The sequence below is a fragment of the Trichococcus sp. TS_SC_9 genome (assembly GCF_056156325.1).
The window spans coordinates 2,505,204-2,523,386 of sequence record NZ_CM149591.1; the positions used below are offsets into that span (position 1 = coordinate 2,505,204).

The window sequence follows — 18,183 nt, forward strand, 5'->3', positions numbered from 1 at the left end:
TCGCTTCAATAAATTGATCTGACTGCATGATATAATGTTCCCTGGATGAACAAACGAGGGGTGAAATACATGTTCCGAAAAGAAACAATCAAGGAAAGCGTATCGGCGCTTCCATTGAAGCCGGGAGACTATTGCGTCATCACCGGAACGGCACTGGTTATGCATGGCATAAAAGAGGAAACAAAAGATATCGACATCAACTGCACCAAGGAAGCGTTCCATATTTTAGCGGCTCAAGGATACCCGATCAAACAGGGTGCCTTTGCCCGCAAAGTGATCTACAGCGATGATGTGGAAATTTTTGAGGATTGGCACAGAGGAGCTATCACGATGATCGAGGAGGTTGCGGTCGCGAGCCTGGAATCAGTCATCGTCATGAAGAAACAACTGGGCCGGGAAAAAGATCAGATCGACATTGCCAAAATTGAAGCGCATCTGGCCCAACAATAAAAACACAAAAAAAGCTGAATAAACGCCTCTATAAGAGCGTTTATTCAGCTTTTTGGATTATCTGATTTAAACCAACAGTAGTTGCAGCCAAGAGGGGGCGAAATAGGCTCCGCCTAGGCCAAGCAGAAAGAGACCTTTCCAGATGAAGGTAGGGATAAACGTCCTTGTCGCCAAGGCTGTTCCGTCCCAATGGCTGTCATTTTTCAAAAGCAAAACGATGAAAAATTGATGCGCCAGTCCAAGCATATACCAGATGACGAAACCGATTGTGATGACATCCACTGATTGATAGATCCTCACCAGAACGCTGGAGTCGTTCCGGTAAATCAGAATCGAACCGCCGATCACAATCAGGATGATCAGGTTCTGCCAAAAGCTCTTTTCCCGCGCCAATAAATTAGTAAGCAAATAGATGCCCAAGAAAAGCGGAATGATCCAAAGCAACAGTCCCTGTACATAGAGATAGGATATCACGACAAAGAACATCGCCTGCGACACATAACCACCCAGCAGGCTAAAGAACATCCCTAACCCGCTGCGGTTTCCGATTTCGGCCAAACCGAGGATGCCGCCGCTTCTGACGATTGAGGGAAGGACATTGAATTTAATCGACTGGATGCTTCCGCCCCACAAGCGCGCCGTCAGAGCATGGCCGCATTCATGGATGATGACGTTGGGGAGGTCGAGATAAATGCCGAACGTATACGCAAGCATGCCGCGGCCGGAAAAGGTTAAATAGGCCACCGCAATAAAGAGGACAATCAATAAGGGAAGGTCCATCTTACTATACCTCCTATCGTTACATGCTTCAGCACTCTTCCAAGCGGTTAACATGCAAATTTTATTTTTTGTGAAGAGGATAGGGAACTACCTTGATTAATTCCAATTGAACCCATAAATAGAGAGAAGCCTTCCTTTCGATAAAATCAGAAAGGGAGGCTTCTTCATTATGCAGCTGGTAAAGCTTGGGTTATTCGGTTTCAGTCGTTGTGCTGTCATTCCCGCCGAATAGGTTCGTGAAGAATTGGACGATGGATTCCCAGATGCCCATGCTGTCTTCCTTCAGTTGTTCCTGATCGACATTGCTCCAAGCCGTTTTTGCTTGCTCGAACAATTCTCCGCCCGTCGCCTGTAGCTCTTCACCAAAAGCGGCGATTTGTTCTTTTTGCTCAGTTGTCAGATTGATGTCGCCAAAATTGATCATCAGATTCTGGATGTTCGTGATGTTGTCCGCGGAAAGGATGCTGTCAAGGTTGTAGTTCTTCAGCACATCCTCAACAATTTGGCGGATTTCGTCAGCGCTGATGTTGCCGTTGTTGGCATCCTTCGCTTCTTGGATATCCTGTTTCATTTCCACGATCGCCGCGTTCATCAATTCATCCGAATAGCCGCTATTGGCTTCGTTTTCCTCGGTTACTGCAGAAGTGACAGCCAATTCTTCCTGGGCGACCTCAACAGCCGCTGCGTCCAGTGTGTTCCCTGAATCAGCAAAGGCTTTGTAAACTCCGGCCAATGCACCGGATCCGTCAACTGTGACGGCGGATGCTACCTTGATGTCCACATCCACTGCGCCGGCAGTGATGGCTGCATTCTTGTATTGCGCCTCCGTGATCGCAGTGATGGTTTCAGGAGTCAGGATTTCCACCGAAACAGCACCATCGCTGTCGGCAGGCGTGATGTACGTACTGGAATAGACTTGGCTATAAGGGTAATCATCCTGCAGCAAGCCATTCAATTCATTGACTGCCACGACCAACTCGTTCGTCCCCTCGGCTACTCCCAGCGTTTCTCTGGTTTCTTCCAGTTGGGCGGCGTTCAGGCTCTCGCCGTAAGTGAAGATCGGTTCGATTGCGACTTTATCGGCGAACGCTGCCGGAGCGGTAATTCCCAACAAGGTAAATGAAGCCAGACCCACTGTAATAAATTTCTTCAGTTTCATGATTAAACCTTCTTTCTTTCGTAGCATGCTTGCATTGTATCAAAGATAACCTACGAAATGTATTATGATTTCTTTAATTAATTATGAAGCTTCCGCGACGCAAAGTCAAAGCATTCCCTAAGATTAGCCTGTCGCGCCGTTTCACGCACAGTTGGCCGCAATCATGCCCGAAATCGTCTGAAAAGTCGTTTCTGCAGCTTGCTAAATTATGGGTTTAGACGCTGAAAGAGGGAACACATGTATAATTGTGTTCCTCATAAAACGTTGATTTATCAACACCAAAATGGTATGCTTTTTTTATCGAAATCAACCGAAAAGCCCCGGATATCGGAGGGCACAAAATAGAGGAAACAAGAGGACATTTCAGTGAATACCACCCACGCAATCAAAGACATCAGCCAAATCCAAACATTGATGGATGTTTATCCGCCATTTTCCAAAAATCGCCTGCTGCTGGAGTACGCCATTCGGACCGGATTGCGCATCAGCGACATCCTGAACGTGAAAGTAGGGCAAGTGCTGGGGAAAGAGTCGTATCAGATCGTCGAGATGAAAACGAGCAAGAAGAAAGAACTGGCCATCCATGACCGCTTGAAACAATCCATTTCGGAGTATGTGGAAAGGGAAGGGCTAGCTACAGCTGATTATTTGTTCTATTCCAACGCCGACAGGAACAGCCATATCAAGCGTACACAGGCACACCGTATCATCGCGCATGCCGGAGATATGATCGGCATCACGTTGAGCGCCCACTCGCTTAGGAAGAGCTTCGGCTATCACTCCTACAAGCAGGGTGTGGACATTTCCTTGCTCCAAACAATCTTTCAGCATTCTTCGCAGGCGGTCACACTCCGCTATATCGACATCACCCAAGAGAACATCAACAACGTATACAAGCGGGTCGATTTCGGGTTTTAACACGTTCAAAAAAATAACGCGTTTTGAGATAGTTTCGTGATGGTCGGTACGTCTTTCCATTTGAAATCGCCTCAAAATACGTTTCCGCAAAACAAGCAAAAAATGCACCTTGCCATCGAAAACGGGCAGGGTGCACTTTTCATAAATTTGGTATGGGATTACACGCCCATATCTTTTTTCATTTTCTCAAGCTCCTCTTCTACAGATGCCGATCCTTGGCTCGCATATTTTTCTTCCAGCGCTTTCGCTTCATCGATCGGCTTCATGTTCAGCTCGGACATCGCATTCGCCTGATCCAACATTTTGTCGGCTTTTTCTTCCATACGTTCAAAGGAACTCATGGCACCTTTCGTGCTGGCAATGGAATCCGTCGCTTTGTTCAGAGTCTCCTGCGTTTTGGCGACCGCTATCTTGGATTTGATCATTTCGCGGCGAGATTTGAGCGTTTCGATGTCGGTTGCCAGTTTATCGTGCATCTGGCGCATCTTGACGGCATTCTCATGTGCTGAAGCATATGAAGTCGCTAATCCTGAACCGACATTTTCCAATTCCTGCTTTTTGGTCAGGAAGATGCGGGCATCATTTTCATTGCCGGCTTCTAAGGCTTTTTTGGCGTAATCCGTGTATTTGATGACTTCGGCTTGGTTTTCATCGACCAATCGCTTGGTCCGAGTCTCTTCGGCCATGACACCGGCCGTGCTTCTTTTCACTTCAGCCAAATCTTCCATCATGTCGCGCAGGTATTGGTCGATCATTTTTGCCGGATTTTCCATTTTGTCGATCATAGCATTGATGTTCGCACTGATGATATCCGAGAATCTCTCTAGTATTGCCATTTCTGTTTCCTCCTTATGGGGTCGTGTCTTCGTGGGGTTCGTCTTCTGCCTGCGGGGTAGGGCTGGAATCGACTTGCTGCGGGACAGCGGCATCACATTTTTTCGTCAATTCATCCGCCTCTGTATTGCCAAACGTATCCAACGGCGTCTTAAGTATGTCTTCCGTTTGCTGCGCTTCCAGATTCTTCTGATTTTTGGCATGCCGCCACCATAAGAACAGGAGGGCGAGCAGGATGATGACTCCGAATACAATCAGAACAGCAATCCATGGGGAACGCGTTACTTTCATGATGCGATCAGCTGAATCCCGGAATGCGTCGCTGAAAAATTCTTCATCCGTTTTATTGTCATCATAATAGTAGGAATCGATGTAATCAAGCAAGACATCTCCAGCCTCTGTATCGATTACAGTGGCAGCCTGCGTGCCGACCACATAATAATCCATGTACATGCCGGACTGGTATTCGAAGAATACCAGCAACAGATGGGCTTCGTCCGCAAAAAGTTCGTCATATTTTTCGTTTGCAAAGTTTTCCAAATCCTCCAATGAAGGATTTGTGGAACCATTTATGTCATCCGCCAAGAATAGGTAGGGTTGCACACCGGTTTGCTCGTAGAAATGTTTCATTCCTGAGGTCAATTCAGAACGGTTTCCGATCCAACCAATCGTATCTGTGTAATAATCCGTTTCCGTGACTGAACCATCCGGAAGGGGCTCCCGTTCCACTGTAGAAAGGGTGATTTCATTGTTCCCACTCGAACCGGAAAGCGAAGAACCTGTGCTGAAAGAGAAAATCAAACCGAACACCACAGCCAGAATGATCAGTACCAATGCGATCGTTCCACAACCTAAACCGCAGCCTGGAGCACCTCTGGGACTTCCTCCGGAATAATTTGGCCCACCGGAAGATGGCCCTCTAATAATAGGGCCGCTTCGGAAAATCGGACCACTTGAACCGGATCGGGGGATATTAAACCCGCCACTTCCAAAAGATCCGCCACCGCCTCCACGACCGCCTTTGCTGCTGCCGAAAGAGCCTCCGCCAAAAGAACTGCCGCGACCGCCGCTACTGCGGCCTCCGCCACCACGGCTTCCGCCGAAAGAACCACCACCGCCCCGTGATCCGCCACCGCCTCCTCTTGCCATACATACACCTCCTTGAGTGCTTGTTCGCCTCATCAAAGTCAATCTATCACAGTGAGTAAGCGCTGTCAATTTAAAGCCATTGGATAAATATGATAACACTTACAGCCCTCAGAAAAAGATATGTCAGATTTTCTGACGAATAATGTAACAATATCATCGACAAAATCTGAAAGAAACGGTAAGATATTCTTACATAGAGTCAACAAATTGTGTTAATTGAACGGAAAACTGCATCAGCAACAACCTGGTGCGGGGAAAAGCGAAAGGGGTGGGCCAAGTGAAGTTGACCGAAGGAACCGAAATAGAAGATTTTTTATTTTTGACGAAGAATGGAAATTGTGAAAGTTTTCGTTCTCAGCTGAAACGCGATTTCACTGCGGTGATTTTCCTTAGACATCTGGGGTGCGGCATGAGTCAACTGGATATGCTTAAATACCGTGATGCCTATCAATTCCTCAAAGATCAGGGGATCGAGATCATGATGGTGATCCAAGGTGCAGAAGCTGCCGTTGCAGAAAGAACAGCGAAAATGAAAATACCATTTACGGTCATAGCAGACCCAGAGCAGTCCGTGTATGAACACTTTGAAATCCCTTCTTCGGAATCCATGCGCGATCTTGTTTACGGCGTTTCCGAAGAAAAACTGCTGGAATTCGAATACTATGGGATCGAGTGTCAACGTTTTGAGGGAAATGAACTGCAACTGCAAGCGAGCATCGTCCTCGATAGAAAAGGGCAAGTTGTTTTGAGCCATTACTCTGAAAACATAAGCGACGTGCCATCTCCATCAGAATTGTACCAAATGCTGCAGGCGGTGCCTGTAAGAAACTAAAATAAAAAAATAGAAGCGAATGCGTCCATTTCCTGAAAGAAGAAAAGGGCGCATTCGCTTTTTTGTTGCCTATCCTCCAAATGCTATCATTCGTCCAATCAGCTTCCATGGTGGTAATATATAGGTGTAAACGACACTGGTAGCCTGTTTGGAGTGAGGAGTGAATGACCATGAAAAACGTAACAGTCAACAGGTTGAAATTGGAGCAGTTTTTGCTGGTTCTGAAAGAAAGGGTGACTCCGGAATACAAGAGTCAAACGGAACAAGATATTCTGACCTTCATGGAAGAAATCATCACGGAGCAAAGAAAAAACGTGAATTATGATGATTTAATCAGAAAGCTTCAGTCCTATTCAGGTTGTAATCGTGCTTATCTGGAAGCTGGGCTCGACATTCGCATGAATAAATTTCCCCATGGTTCTTTAGCCGAACTGGTTATCAACAGCGTGGATACGGATGATTATCTCACCTTGCTGGAAATCGAAAATCCTGTTGCGTCAGATTTGGAATTCCTTGATGAAGTCAAAGAAAAGCTTTTTGAATATTTCGATTGACAATTATGATGTATAATCTGGCCATTCAGCTCAGATAAGCCTATTTATATTTAGGCTCAGCTATATATGAAAAATCTCATCATTCCGTCGAATGACCCGAATCCCATTGCAAACCTTCCTGTGCCTTAAGATTCCTTTATTCGTGGATCAATAACTTGAATCAGCTGGTCTTTCAACAATAATTATCTACAACGCGATCTGATTATGTTCGTGTCAATGTAATCCATAAATGCTTGTATTAGCTGACTGTCCAACTAATTATTTTGTTGGATCGCCAGCATATATGGCTTGAATAACCCTGAATTACATTGAATCTAACAGATAAGCATGAATAATAAGCGATAATTGTGAGTCGATAACCTGAGGTGAATTTGGGCCGACAAACCCTTGAAAAACAGGGGGTTACGGCCAATCTAAAGCCCAACTGTAAAAATTCCATATTCTAGTTTACATAATATATATTATACGAAGTTATATGTAGAAGTTATAAGAAACCGCAATAATCAAATTTAACCTAACCGTACCATGAGAAAATAGCAAAATTGCGAAATAATTACTATTTTCGCAATTTTGCTACATTATGTTATTTTTTTGTTTTTACGACTTAGTTTGATCCGCCTTCATCATGCATCGATTCGATGGCGGCATACAAGATTTCTTCAGCAATCAAATCTTTTGATCTCACCGAAATTTGGATTGGTTCTTTATCCACTTGGTAAATGATCACTTCGTTTGTGTCTTTATTGAATCCTGCATATTCTTTTGAAACGTCATTTGCTACGATCATATCAGCGTTTTTGCGTTTCAGCTTATCTATCGCATAATGTTCGACTTCATGCGTTTCAGCCGCAAAACCGATCAAAAATTGACCCGTTTTTCTTTTTCCAAGTTCAGCCAAGATATCCGTCGTTTTCTCTAACACCAAGGTCAAATCCTCGTTGGTTTTCTTGATTTTGACTGTTGCTTGCATTTTTGGTCTGTAATCTGATACAGCCGCTGCCATGATGACCATATCGATATTGTGAAATTTATCTAAAACTGCTGATTCCATCTCTTTGGACGATTGCACGGGTATAGATTCGACCCCGAAAGGAATCGGCAACAGGTTCGTTGCGGTGACCAATGTCACTTCAGCACCTAAGTCACGGGCAGCTTTCGCCAAACTATAGCCCATTTTTCCGGAAGAATCATTGGTTATGAATCTGACCGGGTCTATGCGCTCCTTCGTCCCACCTGCTGTGATGAGCACCTTTTTGCCTTTCAAAGGTAGTTCTTTGGCATTATTCAAAACGATCAGCTGCGCTGCTTCAACAATATTTTCCGGTTCAGGCATGCGCCCTTTGCCTTCGTAGCCTTCAGCCAAAAAGCCCGTGTCAGGTTCCATGATTTCATAGCCGTAACTTTTCAGAGCTTCCATATTCCGGACCGTAGCCGGATTCTCCAGCATATGCTGGTTCATGGCAGGAACGATTAGCCTTGGAGCCGTCGTCGCCAATAGCGCAGTCGACACAAAATCATCGGCAATGCCGTTCGCCATTTTGGCGATGATGTTTGCTGTTGCCGGCGCTACGACGGCAAGCTCAGTCCAGTCAGCTAAATGGATATGACTGACGAACTGCGCATCTTTTTCATCGAAGGTGTCTGTATATACGTCATGCTTGCTCAATACTTGAAAAGTCAACGGTGTGACGAATTCCTGAGCTGAAGCGGTCATCGCGACTTTAACTACGGCGCCCGCTTTGATAAATTTTCTGACGAGGTCGGCTGCTTTATAGACTGCAATGCCGCCCGTTACATAGATGGTTACTCTCTTGTTTGTTAACAAATTATACGCCCCGCTTACATTCGACTATTTTCCTTGCTTTTTGCCCTCTTGGATAGCGATGAAGGCTCTTGCCCGGCTGATGAATTCTTTCAACACTTTGATGCGGGCATATTCTTTCTGAGTCCCTTCGACAATAATCCACGGAGCATCTTTCGTGTCCGTTCTGGCGACCATTTCGTTCATCGCTTTTTCGTATTGCTCGAATTTTTCATGATTCCGCCAATCTTCATCGGTCAGTTTGTAGTTTTTTCCCGGATCGTTTTCCCGGTCTTTGAAGCGTTTCTTTTGCTCTTCTTTATCTATCACGATCAGGAATTTGATGATCAACAAACCATCGTGGGCCAAATTGTGTTCCATTTCATTGATTTCTTCATAGGCAGCGGCCCATCGGTGCTCTGGCGTGAAGCCTTCCACCCGTTCCACCAGTACACGGCCGTACCAGCTTCTATCATAGATGGTCATCTTCCCTTTTATCGGTAATGTCTGATAGAAGCGCCAAAGATAGTTATAACGGCTCTCATTTTCCGTAGGTGCTGCTGTCGTGGCGACGTCATAACTGCGGGGATCGATCAATCTTGTCAAGCGGCTTATTGCTCCGCCCTTACCGGCAGCATCCGTCCCTTCGAATACCAGGACACACGGTATCTTTTTCAACCACATTTCGTATACCAATTCACTTGATTCTTCCTGCAGTTTCGCAAGCTGAGCTTCATACTCTTCTTCTGTTATTGCAGCTTTCAAATCGACTTTGGCTAGTGGCTTTTCCTTCAGACCGGAACGAATCGGCACTGGGGGTTTCTTTTCGGTTTGCTCAAGGTGGCTCTTCAAAGTGCTGCTTGCAATGCTTATCGCTTCTCGGGAAGCATCTTTCAAATCCTCTGATGAGAGCACGTGCCACGGTGACGCCTCGAAACTGGTCATTTCCAATATTTTATCAAAGTGTTTCAAATATTTATTGTATTTGTTGAGTTGTTTTTCATCGTCTTTCGTGATCAGAAACTCTCTGTACGGATCTCCTTTCAACTTCTCAATCCGTTTTTCCATCGTTTTTTCCGAGTGGTGCAAAAACAGTTTCAGGACGATTGTGTTATCGGCCACCAACATGCGTTCCAGAAAGCTGATATAGCCAAGATGATGTTCCAAGCGTTCATTTTTCACTTTCAAATCGTTCATGAGTTCAGAATAGAAACTGCGATCAAAAAAAGCTATTCTGCCTTTTCCGGGCAAATCCCTCGCGAAGCGCCATAAAAAAGGATGATCTGCATCATCGTCCAGCGCGTCATCAAAGACACTTACTTCGAAATAACGCGGATCCAATTCCCTCGTCAGGTCCTTCAATATATGCCCTTTACCTGAGGACTCCCAGCCATCGACGATGATTAACATGGATGAATCGCTGTTGACCAGTTTTCTTTGCAAAGCGGCCAATTCACTGCCGAGTTCAGACCTTTTTGTGCTGGATAATGTCGTGTCTTTTTTGTCAAAATCAAAATCTTTTAACATACGCTACGCCACCTTTTCTGCTTTTCACTATTTTATCATAAAACAGACTGGAACAAAGGGATACGGTTTAGCTGCCGATTGAAGCAACGGGTTTGAAGCCCTTTATTCCGCGTACGGGACAACTTCCAGCGTGACATGATTGTAGTCACCGATGATTTTTGAAACAGGACAGCGTTTATGGGCGGATTGCGCAAGTTTCTCGACGTCTGCAAACTCCATGCCTTCGACCGAAATAAATGCCTTTAAATCGAAATAAAAACCTTTGCCATCTGCTTCCCTGCAGAAATCTACATGAACTTCGGCTTTGCTTCTGGCCGCGGCTCCCCTCGCCTTCAGTAAGGCTTCGATGGTCGCATTCAAGCAAGTTGACCATGATAATCCGAATAGTTGTTCCGGATTGAAGCCGGCTAAATCCTTCAATGGATCTGATGTTTGCAGGGATTCTCCATCCGAAACGGAGGCAGTCCCGTTCAATCCTTGATCATTGATTACTTCCGTATGGTATAACGATTTATTCATAAAAAATATGTCCCCTTTCTAACCGCGGATATTGTTTTTGCTTTCCTATATCTTAACATGATTCACCGCATTTGGCTGAAAAAAACAGCACCGGATGTCCCCTAAAGGGAAATCTGGTGCTGTCGGATGTTGCGAAATTAAGCCGTGATCAACTGTTCAAGCAGATCAGGTCTGAAGCCGAAAAATGGCTCAACGCCATCAAAGACGACTACCGGCAAAGATTGGAAACCCAATTCTTTGACTTCGGCCAAGGCCACTTCGGATTCCTGAATGTCTTTGATTTCATAACGGATGCTGTTATCATCCAAAAATTTCTTTGTGAAATTGCACTGCATGCAATTCGGTTTTGTATATACTGTGACATTCTTGTTAGACATGATAGTTTCCTCCATTGGTTATCCGATAAGAATTCTCTTTTCGAATAAAGCTTATGGATACATCATACAGTATTATTTTGTAAAAAACAAACCATATATAGTGATTCAGAGCGGAAATAATCAGTCCAGATCGATGGAAAGTTCTTGTGCAGCGGCCGATGCTTTGAGTTTTTCATAAACGAAATTCATACTTGGTGGGAAGAAAAGCATGCTGATGATGGTCCCTTCGCGCACCGTAATAGGGGTGTCGGTAGAAAATGCGATCAGTAATGCGGATGCGATCAACAAAATATCGACTATTTGGCGCACTTTTCCAAAGTTGAAGCCAAAGCGGCTACTGAAGGCCATACAAGCGCCCTCCAAAGGCATATTGATGTAATTCAAGGCCATCATTGATCCGACACCGATTGCTGCTATAATGCCCCCTAAAATGACCATCGCGATTTTCACCCAGTAATGGTCGATCGTCACGCTGGAAAATACCGTGTAAAGCATCAGGTTCATCACTTGGCCGAGGATCAATGTGACAGGAATCTGAAATAATTGTCTCAGTGAAAAATCTTTTTTCATCAAAAACCATTGGATCACTACACATATGATATTCAGTATAATCGCCAGTGTTCCGATTTTGATGCCGGAAAGTTGGCTGATGCTCATGTTAAGGGCTTCGTAGGCACCCACGCCGACATTGGCTTTTACTGTTATGCTTGCTCCGATAGCGGTTATGATTACCGCCACGATGACCAATAGCATGTTCTTTAAATGTTTCGTCATTTTTTCACCTGTCCATTCATTATTCTGCCTTGTCATTATAAAGAAGTAAGCAACGAATTGCAATTCGTTGCTTACTCCGGATCATCTATTTATTTTGAGTAGACGACTTTGCCGTCCACTAGTGTATAAAGCGTTTCGCCTTTGACTTTCCAGCCGGTGAATGGCGTATTTGTAGCTTTCGAAAGGAAATCTTCGCTGCGGATTTCATATTCGTTATCTAAGTCGAATATGACGATATCCGCTTGGGATCCGATATCCAGTGTTCCTGATTCCATGCCGAACAGTGCAGCAGGCTTGACGGTCATCCAATCAACCAGTTGTTTCAAAGTGAAAACGCCGCCCAAAACGAAGTTGGAGTACATCAGTTGGAAAGCTGTCTCGATGCCTACGATGCCGAATGGAGCGCCTACCATGCCGCCTTGTTTTTCTTCTTCGCCGTGCGGTGCGTGATCAGTTGCAATGCAGTCGATCGTGCCGTCCAACAAGCCCTCGATCAAGGCTGCACGGTCCTCAGCTCCACGCAACGGCGGGTTCATTTTGTAGATGGCAGTATCCGTCGGGATGGAACCATCTATCAGAATCAAGTGATGCGGTGCGACTTCGGCAGTGACATGGATCCCAGCGCGTTTGGCATCACGGATGACGCGTACGCTTTCTTTCGTGGAAACATGGCAGACATGGTAATGACAACCTGTCGCTTCCGCCAAAAGCACGTCGCGGGCGATTTGCGTCGATTCCGTCACGCTCAAGATGCCCGGCAGATCCAATTCGTCGGAACGGGTGCCTTTGTGCATCACGCCTCCAAACAACAGCGAGTCGTCTTCTGTATGCGCAACAAGCGCGACATTATTCTTTGCGGCTTCCTGCATTGCCAAATACATCGTTCCGGCTGTTTGGACACCTACACCGTCGTTGGTGAAGGCGAAAGCGCCGGCTTCCAACAATTGTTTCTGATCGGTCAAGACGTCACTGCGCAAGTTCTCGGTGATGGGCGCGTACTGTTTGACTTTAATGATGGCAGTGTCTTTGATCAGTTGTTGGATAGCAGCGAATTTATCAGCCGTATCCGGAACTGGATTCAGGTTCGGCATTGCGCAGACTGTCGTGAAACCTCCGCGAGCGGCTGCCTGTGTTCCTGTTTCGATCGTCTCTTTATAAGTGAAGCCTGGTTCACGCAAATGCACGTGCACGTCTATCAATCCGGGAGTTACCAGACCGCCCTTGGCATCGATGACTGTTGCATCCGCAGCTGTTCCTTGCAGATCCTGGCCGATTGCGGCAATTTTATCGTCTTTCACATATATCTCTACAGGAATAAGTTCCTCTTTTTGACCCAACATTTTCGCATTTTTTATCCAAACTGACATGTGATCCCTCCACTGGTGAATTTTTATGATTATACGTTCGTTGTTCTTCCGTTTACGATGGCTTCCAATATGGCCATTCTCGCAAAGACGCCATTCTTCATCTGCGTCACGATCCGTGAGCGGCGGCATTCCACTAGGCTGTCTGCCAATTCCACGTCGCGGTTGACAGGAGCTGGATGCATGATGATGGCTGATTCCTTCATACGGGCTTCGCGTGCGACTGTAAGTCCGAATTGATCGAGATACTCTGCTTTTGTATAGCGCATTGCTTTTCCGCCATGGCGTTCCGTCTGGACGCGGAGCAGCATCATGACATCGACTTCTCCGATGATGTCATCGATTTCCACATGCGTGCCGTATTGATCAAAAGTAGGATCGTACCATTCTTTAGGACCCGTGAAATAGACTGTCGCTCCAAGTCGTTGCAGCATCTGCATGTTTGTTTTGGCTACACGTGAGTGCGACAAGTCGCCGCAGATGGCTACCTTCACTCCGCTGAAAGTATGGAATTCTTCATAGATCGTCAATAAGTCCAGCAAGCATTGGCTCGGATGCTGGCCGGCACCGTCTCCGCCATTCACGACGGACGCTGTAACGCCCGGGCTTTCGATCAACTCTTTGTAGTAGGCTTCCGCGCTGTGGCGGATAACGACCACATCCACGCCGATCGCCGACAAAGTCAGGACTGTGTCATACAGTGTTTCGCCTTTGCTGACGCTGCTAGTCGAAGTGTCAAAGCCGATGACTTGCATCCCCAACTTGTGTTCCGCCATTTCGAAACTTTTGTGTGTGCGTGTGCTGTTCTCGAAAAACAAGTTTGAAGCGTAGATGCCCTCCGTCAAATTTCGATCTGGGAGGACTCCGTTTTTGAATTCGGATGCACGCAGGATCAGGGACATGATTTCCAAATTCGTGAGTTCCTCGACACTTACAAAGTTTTTTAATGCAATCTGATTTGTTGTCTGCATCATTTTAAAGCCCTCCAATTAGTTTTTTGTGAATGGAGGCAAAAAGAACCCGAAGAATTTGTAAGTTCTTCAGGTTCTAGGCCAGCCGCTCGCATATTTGGATACAGAGCGGCCATCTAGTGACCTTGCGGGCCTCACTGGACCCCCTTAAAGTCTCACATTCGCTATTAAGTTGTGCGATAGGATAAATCTCCAGAAAAAAAGCCCATGGTCAAAGAGACAATGGGCATAAAGTCATGATAAAGGCGCAGTAGGCCTGATATGCTCCTTAGTAGTCTCTCTGGACTCTCGTTAAAGGAAATTCATTCTGTTGCTAAAATAATAACGCGCACAATCGCTTTTGTCAATGCTGGCTAAGCGGATGTTGTGTTTTTTCTCGATCAGGCAAAACAAAACCCCTTCAGCCGATGCGTATCGGCTTGGAATAGTCATCATGTCCGATGAGGTCCGTTTCCCATACCGGGAACCCGTACCGAGAAGCGTAGTTTCGGCACACTTTCAAAAAGGCAGGCATTTTATCGTCCAAAGCCAGTTGTGTGAATTGTCCGATCAGCATGCCGTTGATTTTTCCGAATGCCCCCAACTGCTCCAGTTGCGCTAAACCGCTGCACATCGCTTCGTATCTGCCGCCTGCCGATTCAAGGACCAGAACTTTATTTTTCATTTCCGGCCAATAAGGGGTCCCTGCCAACTTCAGGAAGCAACGCAGATTCCCGCCTGCAAAAACTGTAGCAGATTGCTTAGAGGTGCGATGATCGCCTATTTTAAATACTCCAGTCCAATCAGCATCGATTTGGTCGATCAAATCACGTAGGGCTTGAGTTTGGAACGCTTCCGCCTCACTCACAAGCACTTTCGGGTTATAGAGGATGTTCTGGATGCCAGTTTTGGCTTGGATTGCATTTACGATTACAGTATTGTCGCTATAGCCGAAGTAAGGCTTGGGATTGCTTTTGATGATCTCAAAATCGAGATAAGGCAATATTTCATTGGCTAAATCCCCACCGGATAAATCAAATATCGCTTTTACGCTCGCATCAGAGTAAAGGGACAATAAAGCCCCTGCACGGGATGCAGGGGCCTCGGTTTGCTGTGTCTCTTTATCCAGAAAAAGGACGTCACTCATTAAGGTCTCAAGGCCAAAATCATTCTTGAGTTTTCGGCTTAGCGACGAAACGATTTCCTGCGAGCGATCATTATTCGTCAATCCGTTCGAACAGCTGATGAAGCCGATCGCATCTCCCGGATGCCACATAAAGATCACTACCTTTCTGTCAGACCAAGATATCTTGGATGGATAATTCCTGAAGTTCAGCAAATATTTTTTCGGGCGTCAATGTTTTCTTCGTTTCAGCGTCATAATCATTCATGATTTGACCGTGATGCAGCACCAGCATACGATTGCCGTACTGAATGGCGTCCTGCAGGTTGTGGGTGATCATGATGCTGGTGAGGTTGTTGTCGAGCACTTGTTGATTCGTCAATTCCAGAACCAATTTGGCCGTTTTCGGATCCAAAGCTGCCGTATGTTCATCCAACAACAGGATGTCCGGGCGTTTCATCGTTGCCATCAGTAAAGCGATAGCTTGTCTCTGACCACCGGACAAGAGCCCAATTTCTGAGCCCATCCGGTTTTCCAGTCCTAAGCCTAATTTTTTCAGTTCCTCTTTGAAGAATACTTTTTCTTCCTGTGATGTCCCGAAGCGCAGCGTCCGTTTTTGCCCTCTGCGGTATGCCAAGGATAAATTTTCCTGTACTGTCATCCGTGGGGCGGTACCCATTTTGGGATCCTGAAAGACCCGGCTGATGTAAGGCGCCCGTTTGTCTTCTTTGAAGAAGGTAACATTTTGTCCGTTTACGATGATATCGCCTGTGTCAGGCAGAAAGTTCCCGGAAATGGCATTCAACAGGGTTGATTTGCCGGCTCCGTTGCCTCCGACCAAAGTGATGAAATCACCTTGTCTGACAGTCAGATTGACGTCCTGCAGTGCGTTGACCTGATTTGCTGAACCAGGGTAGAACGTTTTGGAGACATGTGACATCGTCAACATCGCTTCCTGATTAGTCATTTCGCTTCACCTTCTTTCGCAATGAGTACATGTAGTAAGTTTCCTTGATTTTCGGCAACGCCAAGAAGAAGGTCAACAATACAGCTGAAATCAACTTGAAGTCATTCGGGTTCATACCTGCTTCCAATACCATGACCATGATCAGGCGGTACAGGACCGAACCGAGCATCAAGCAAACCAAACGCATTTTGAAAGAGACATTCGTGAACAATACTTCGCCGATGATGATCGAAGCCAAACCGATGACGATCGTTCCGATACCCATGCTGATGTCGGCGTAGCCATTGTCCTGTGCGATGATGGATCCCGCCAAAGCGACGATCCCGTTCGAAATCATCAAGCCGACGATTTTCATTGTGTTGGTGGAAATGCCCAATGAGCGGGCCATTGCTTCGTTGTCACCCGTTGCGATGACAGCTTGACCGAATTCCGTTTTGAAAAAGATGACGTAGAGCCCGATGATCAGGACTACCACCAACAAGCCCACTGTGATCGTATCGAAATGTCTGGGAAGATTCATATTTTTGAAAACTGTGAAAATCGTATCTTTACCCAACAGACTGATGTTTGCTCTCCCCATCACGCGCAGGTTGATGGAATAGAGTCCGGTCATCGTCAAAATACCTGCCAAAAGACTGGGAATCTGCAATTTTGTGATTAAAAAACCAGTGATCAAGCCAGCTGAGCTGCCAGCAATGATGGCAAATATAATAGCGATATAAGGATTCGCCCCTAAAGTGATGGCTTGAACAGCCACAGCCGCGCCGAGGGGAAACGCACCCTCGGTTGTCATGTCGGCCAAATCCAAAATACGGAAACTTACAAATAAACCAAGCGCCAGAATACTCCAAAGCAATCCTTGGGAGACGGCGGAAATAATCATATTCATTCAGTCTACTCTCCTTTACCTACAAAGATGGCGTTCTGTGCGACATCATCGGGAATCGTGATACCCAATTGGTCCGCTTTCGCTTGATTGATGACCAATTGAATGCCTGTCGCGTATTGTACAGGATAAGTAGCTGGATCGGCTCCCGCCAAGATATCAGCTGCCACAGCACCAGTCTGGGTGCCCAATGCATATTGATTCAAACCGATTGTCGCCAACCCGCCTTCTTCAACCATTGTGTCCACAGCAGGGAACACCGGGATGTTGTAAGAATCCGCAACCGGGATCAATGTCGCCAATCCACTTGCAATGGTGTTGTCTGTCGGTACGTAGATGGCATCCACTTCAGAAGCAAGGCTTTCAGCGACTTGCGCGATATCGTTCGTTGAAGTGACAGTTTTTGTTATTGTCTTCAAGCCTAATGAAGCAGCAATTTCCTCAGCCTCTTTAGCGGAGCTGATTGAATTGTCCTCAGCCGATGAATAAAGGATACCGATCGTTTTGGCTTCAGGAAGCAATTGTTGAATCAGAACAAATTGATCGCGGGCCGGAGTCTTGTCGCTGACGCCGGTGATGTTGCCGCCCGGTTTTTCCATAGATGCCACTAGACTGGCAGCTACCGGATCAGTGATGGCTCCCAAAATGATCGGAATATCGCTGGATGCATTAGCCAACGCTTGTGCTGCAGGGGTAGCGATGCCGATCATGATATCCGCGTCATTCGAAACGAACCGCTCTGCTATCGACTGCATATTGGACTGATCGCCTTGCGCATTCTGGAAATCGATTGTTGCCGTTTCGCCGTCCACATAACCGGCTTCTTCCAATTGGTCGATAATGCCTTCCCCAATCTGATCGAGTGCCGGATGGGTCGTCAATTGCATAATGCCGATGTATGGCAAATCCGGATTGATGCTGTCGGTTGAGCTTGCTGCGGAACCGTCTGAAGAGGTGTCTGAATTATTGCCTTCTGTATTGCCGCATGCCATCAATACTGTTGCTGCCATTAGGGTCAAGATACTTGCCCGTGCTCTGAATAGTTTTTTCATTTCTGATTCCTCCAATTTTTCTGCTTCTTATTCTGTAAAAAGGTGATAAAAAAGCCGCCATCTGAACCCAAGTATGGCGGCTGAATACAGAAAACGCCACACAGACCGATATTGTCTATGTGGCGGCTTAAATATCTTTAGTAATCCACATAGATACTGTTCAGATG

General features: G+C 46.1%; 19 protein-coding genes. 4 read left to right on the top strand and 15 right to left on the bottom strand.

The features are described from left to right. The first annotated feature begins 69 nt into the window (after nucleotides 1-69). Nucleotides 70-450, top strand: coding sequence for a hypothetical protein (locus AC0J5I_RS12275; RefSeq protein ID WP_475300227.1), 381 nt, complete (start codon nucleotides 70-72; stop codon nucleotides 448-450). Between the two features lie 66 nt (nucleotides 451-516). Here AC0J5I_RS12275 and AC0J5I_RS12280 read toward each other — a convergent pair whose 3' ends face one another. Both AC0J5I_RS12280 and AC0J5I_RS12285 read right to left on the bottom strand, forming a co-directional pair. Continuing rightward, nucleotides 517-1,230 (bottom strand): M50 family metallopeptidase, encoded by a 714-nt coding sequence (locus AC0J5I_RS12280; RefSeq protein ID WP_159072147.1) that lies wholly within the window; start codon nucleotides 1,228-1,230, stop codon nucleotides 517-519. Nucleotides 1,231-1,420: 190 nt separating this feature from the next. Next, the gene (locus AC0J5I_RS12285; protein ID WP_475300234.1) at nucleotides 1,421-2,389 is read right to left on the bottom strand and encodes a DUF1002 domain-containing protein; all 969 of its coding nucleotides are present in this window, start codon (nucleotides 2,387-2,389) and stop codon (nucleotides 1,421-1,423) included. A 366-nt stretch (nucleotides 2,390-2,755) separates the two neighbouring features. On the opposite strand from AC0J5I_RS12285, the gene AC0J5I_RS12290 reads away from it, so the two are divergent. Then, nucleotides 2,756-3,307, top strand: a complete 552-nt coding sequence (locus AC0J5I_RS12290) for a tyrosine-type recombinase/integrase (protein WP_475300238.1) — start codon at nucleotides 2,756-2,758, stop codon at nucleotides 3,305-3,307. Between the two features lie 158 nt (nucleotides 3,308-3,465). Here AC0J5I_RS12290 and AC0J5I_RS12295 read toward each other — a convergent pair whose 3' ends face one another. Together AC0J5I_RS12295 and AC0J5I_RS12300 are read right to left on the bottom strand one after the other, a co-directional pair. Next, a complete protein-coding gene (locus tag AC0J5I_RS12295) occupies nucleotides 3,466-4,143 on the bottom strand; it encodes a PspA/IM30 family protein (RefSeq protein WP_107995248.1) in 678 nt (225 codons plus the stop codon). 13 nt (nucleotides 4,144-4,156) lie between these two features. Further along, the gene (locus AC0J5I_RS12300) at nucleotides 4,157-5,290 is read right to left on the bottom strand and encodes a hypothetical protein (protein ID WP_475300245.1); all 1,134 of its coding nucleotides are present in this window, start codon (nucleotides 5,288-5,290) and stop codon (nucleotides 4,157-4,159) included. A 277-nt stretch (nucleotides 5,291-5,567) separates the two neighbouring features. On the opposite strand from AC0J5I_RS12300, the gene AC0J5I_RS12305 reads away from it, so the two are divergent. Together AC0J5I_RS12305 and AC0J5I_RS12310 are read left to right on the top strand one after the other, a co-directional pair. After that, complete coding sequence (locus AC0J5I_RS12305) at nucleotides 5,568-6,122, top strand: redoxin domain-containing protein (RefSeq protein WP_475300250.1); 555 nt, start codon at nucleotides 5,568-5,570, stop codon at nucleotides 6,120-6,122. A gap of 170 nt (nucleotides 6,123-6,292) precedes the next feature. After that, nucleotides 6,293-6,676, top strand: coding sequence for a hypothetical protein (locus AC0J5I_RS12310; RefSeq protein WP_107995250.1), 384 nt, complete (start codon nucleotides 6,293-6,295; stop codon nucleotides 6,674-6,676). A gap of 604 nt (nucleotides 6,677-7,280) precedes the next feature. On the opposite strand, the gene coaBC is transcribed toward AC0J5I_RS12310, so the two are convergent. From coaBC to trpX, 11 genes are all read right to left on the bottom strand, one after another. Beyond that, nucleotides 7,281-8,501: a bifunctional phosphopantothenoylcysteine decarboxylase/phosphopantothenate--cysteine ligase CoaBC gene (gene coaBC, locus AC0J5I_RS12315; protein ID WP_475300256.1), complete on the bottom strand. Its 1,221-nt coding sequence runs from the start codon at nucleotides 8,499-8,501 to the stop codon at nucleotides 7,281-7,283. A gap of 24 nt (nucleotides 8,502-8,525) precedes the next feature. Continuing rightward, nucleotides 8,526-10,004: a phosphate:AMP phosphotransferase gene (locus AC0J5I_RS12320; RefSeq protein ID WP_475300261.1), complete on the bottom strand. Its 1,479-nt coding sequence runs from the start codon at nucleotides 10,002-10,004 to the stop codon at nucleotides 8,526-8,528. 102 nt (nucleotides 10,005-10,106) lie between these two features. Further along, on the bottom strand, nucleotides 10,107-10,523 hold the full coding sequence (locus AC0J5I_RS12325) for an OsmC family protein (protein WP_107995253.1): 417 nt from the start codon (nucleotides 10,521-10,523) through the stop codon (nucleotides 10,107-10,109). Between the two features lie 137 nt (nucleotides 10,524-10,660). Beyond that, a complete protein-coding gene (gene nrdH / locus AC0J5I_RS12330; RefSeq protein WP_068559518.1) occupies nucleotides 10,661-10,900 on the bottom strand; it encodes a glutaredoxin-like protein NrdH in 240 nt (79 codons plus the stop codon). A 120-nt stretch (nucleotides 10,901-11,020) separates the two neighbouring features. Then, nucleotides 11,021-11,674 (bottom strand): YczE/YyaS/YitT family protein, encoded by a 654-nt coding sequence (locus AC0J5I_RS12335; RefSeq protein WP_475300269.1) that lies wholly within the window; start codon nucleotides 11,672-11,674, stop codon nucleotides 11,021-11,023. 89 nt (nucleotides 11,675-11,763) lie between these two features. Continuing rightward, complete coding sequence (locus tag AC0J5I_RS12340) at nucleotides 11,764-13,041, bottom strand: dihydroorotase (protein ID WP_475300272.1); 1,278 nt, start codon at nucleotides 13,039-13,041, stop codon at nucleotides 11,764-11,766. Between the two features lie 29 nt (nucleotides 13,042-13,070). After that, nucleotides 13,071-14,012 (bottom strand): aspartate carbamoyltransferase catalytic subunit, encoded by a 942-nt coding sequence (locus AC0J5I_RS12345; protein ID WP_475300277.1) that lies wholly within the window; start codon nucleotides 14,010-14,012, stop codon nucleotides 13,071-13,073. Nucleotides 14,013-14,409: 397 nt separating this feature from the next. Beyond that, complete coding sequence (locus AC0J5I_RS12350; protein ID WP_475300281.1) at nucleotides 14,410-15,264, bottom strand: LD-carboxypeptidase; 855 nt, start codon at nucleotides 15,262-15,264, stop codon at nucleotides 14,410-14,412. 19 nt (nucleotides 15,265-15,283) lie between these two features. After that, nucleotides 15,284-16,078, bottom strand: coding sequence for an ABC transporter ATP-binding protein (locus AC0J5I_RS12355; RefSeq protein ID WP_475300284.1), 795 nt, complete (start codon nucleotides 16,076-16,078; stop codon nucleotides 15,284-15,286). Then, nucleotides 16,071-16,967, bottom strand: a complete 897-nt coding sequence (locus AC0J5I_RS12360; RefSeq protein ID WP_107995259.1) for an ABC transporter permease — start codon at nucleotides 16,965-16,967, stop codon at nucleotides 16,071-16,073. The genes AC0J5I_RS12355 and AC0J5I_RS12360 overlap by 8 nt, the downstream gene beginning before the upstream one ends. 5 nt (nucleotides 16,968-16,972) lie before the next feature. Continuing rightward, on the bottom strand, nucleotides 16,973-18,016 hold the full coding sequence (gene trpX / locus AC0J5I_RS12365; RefSeq protein WP_234402568.1) for a tryptophan ABC transporter substrate-binding protein: 1,044 nt from the start codon (nucleotides 18,014-18,016) through the stop codon (nucleotides 16,973-16,975). Nucleotides 18,017-18,183 lie beyond the last annotated feature (167 nt).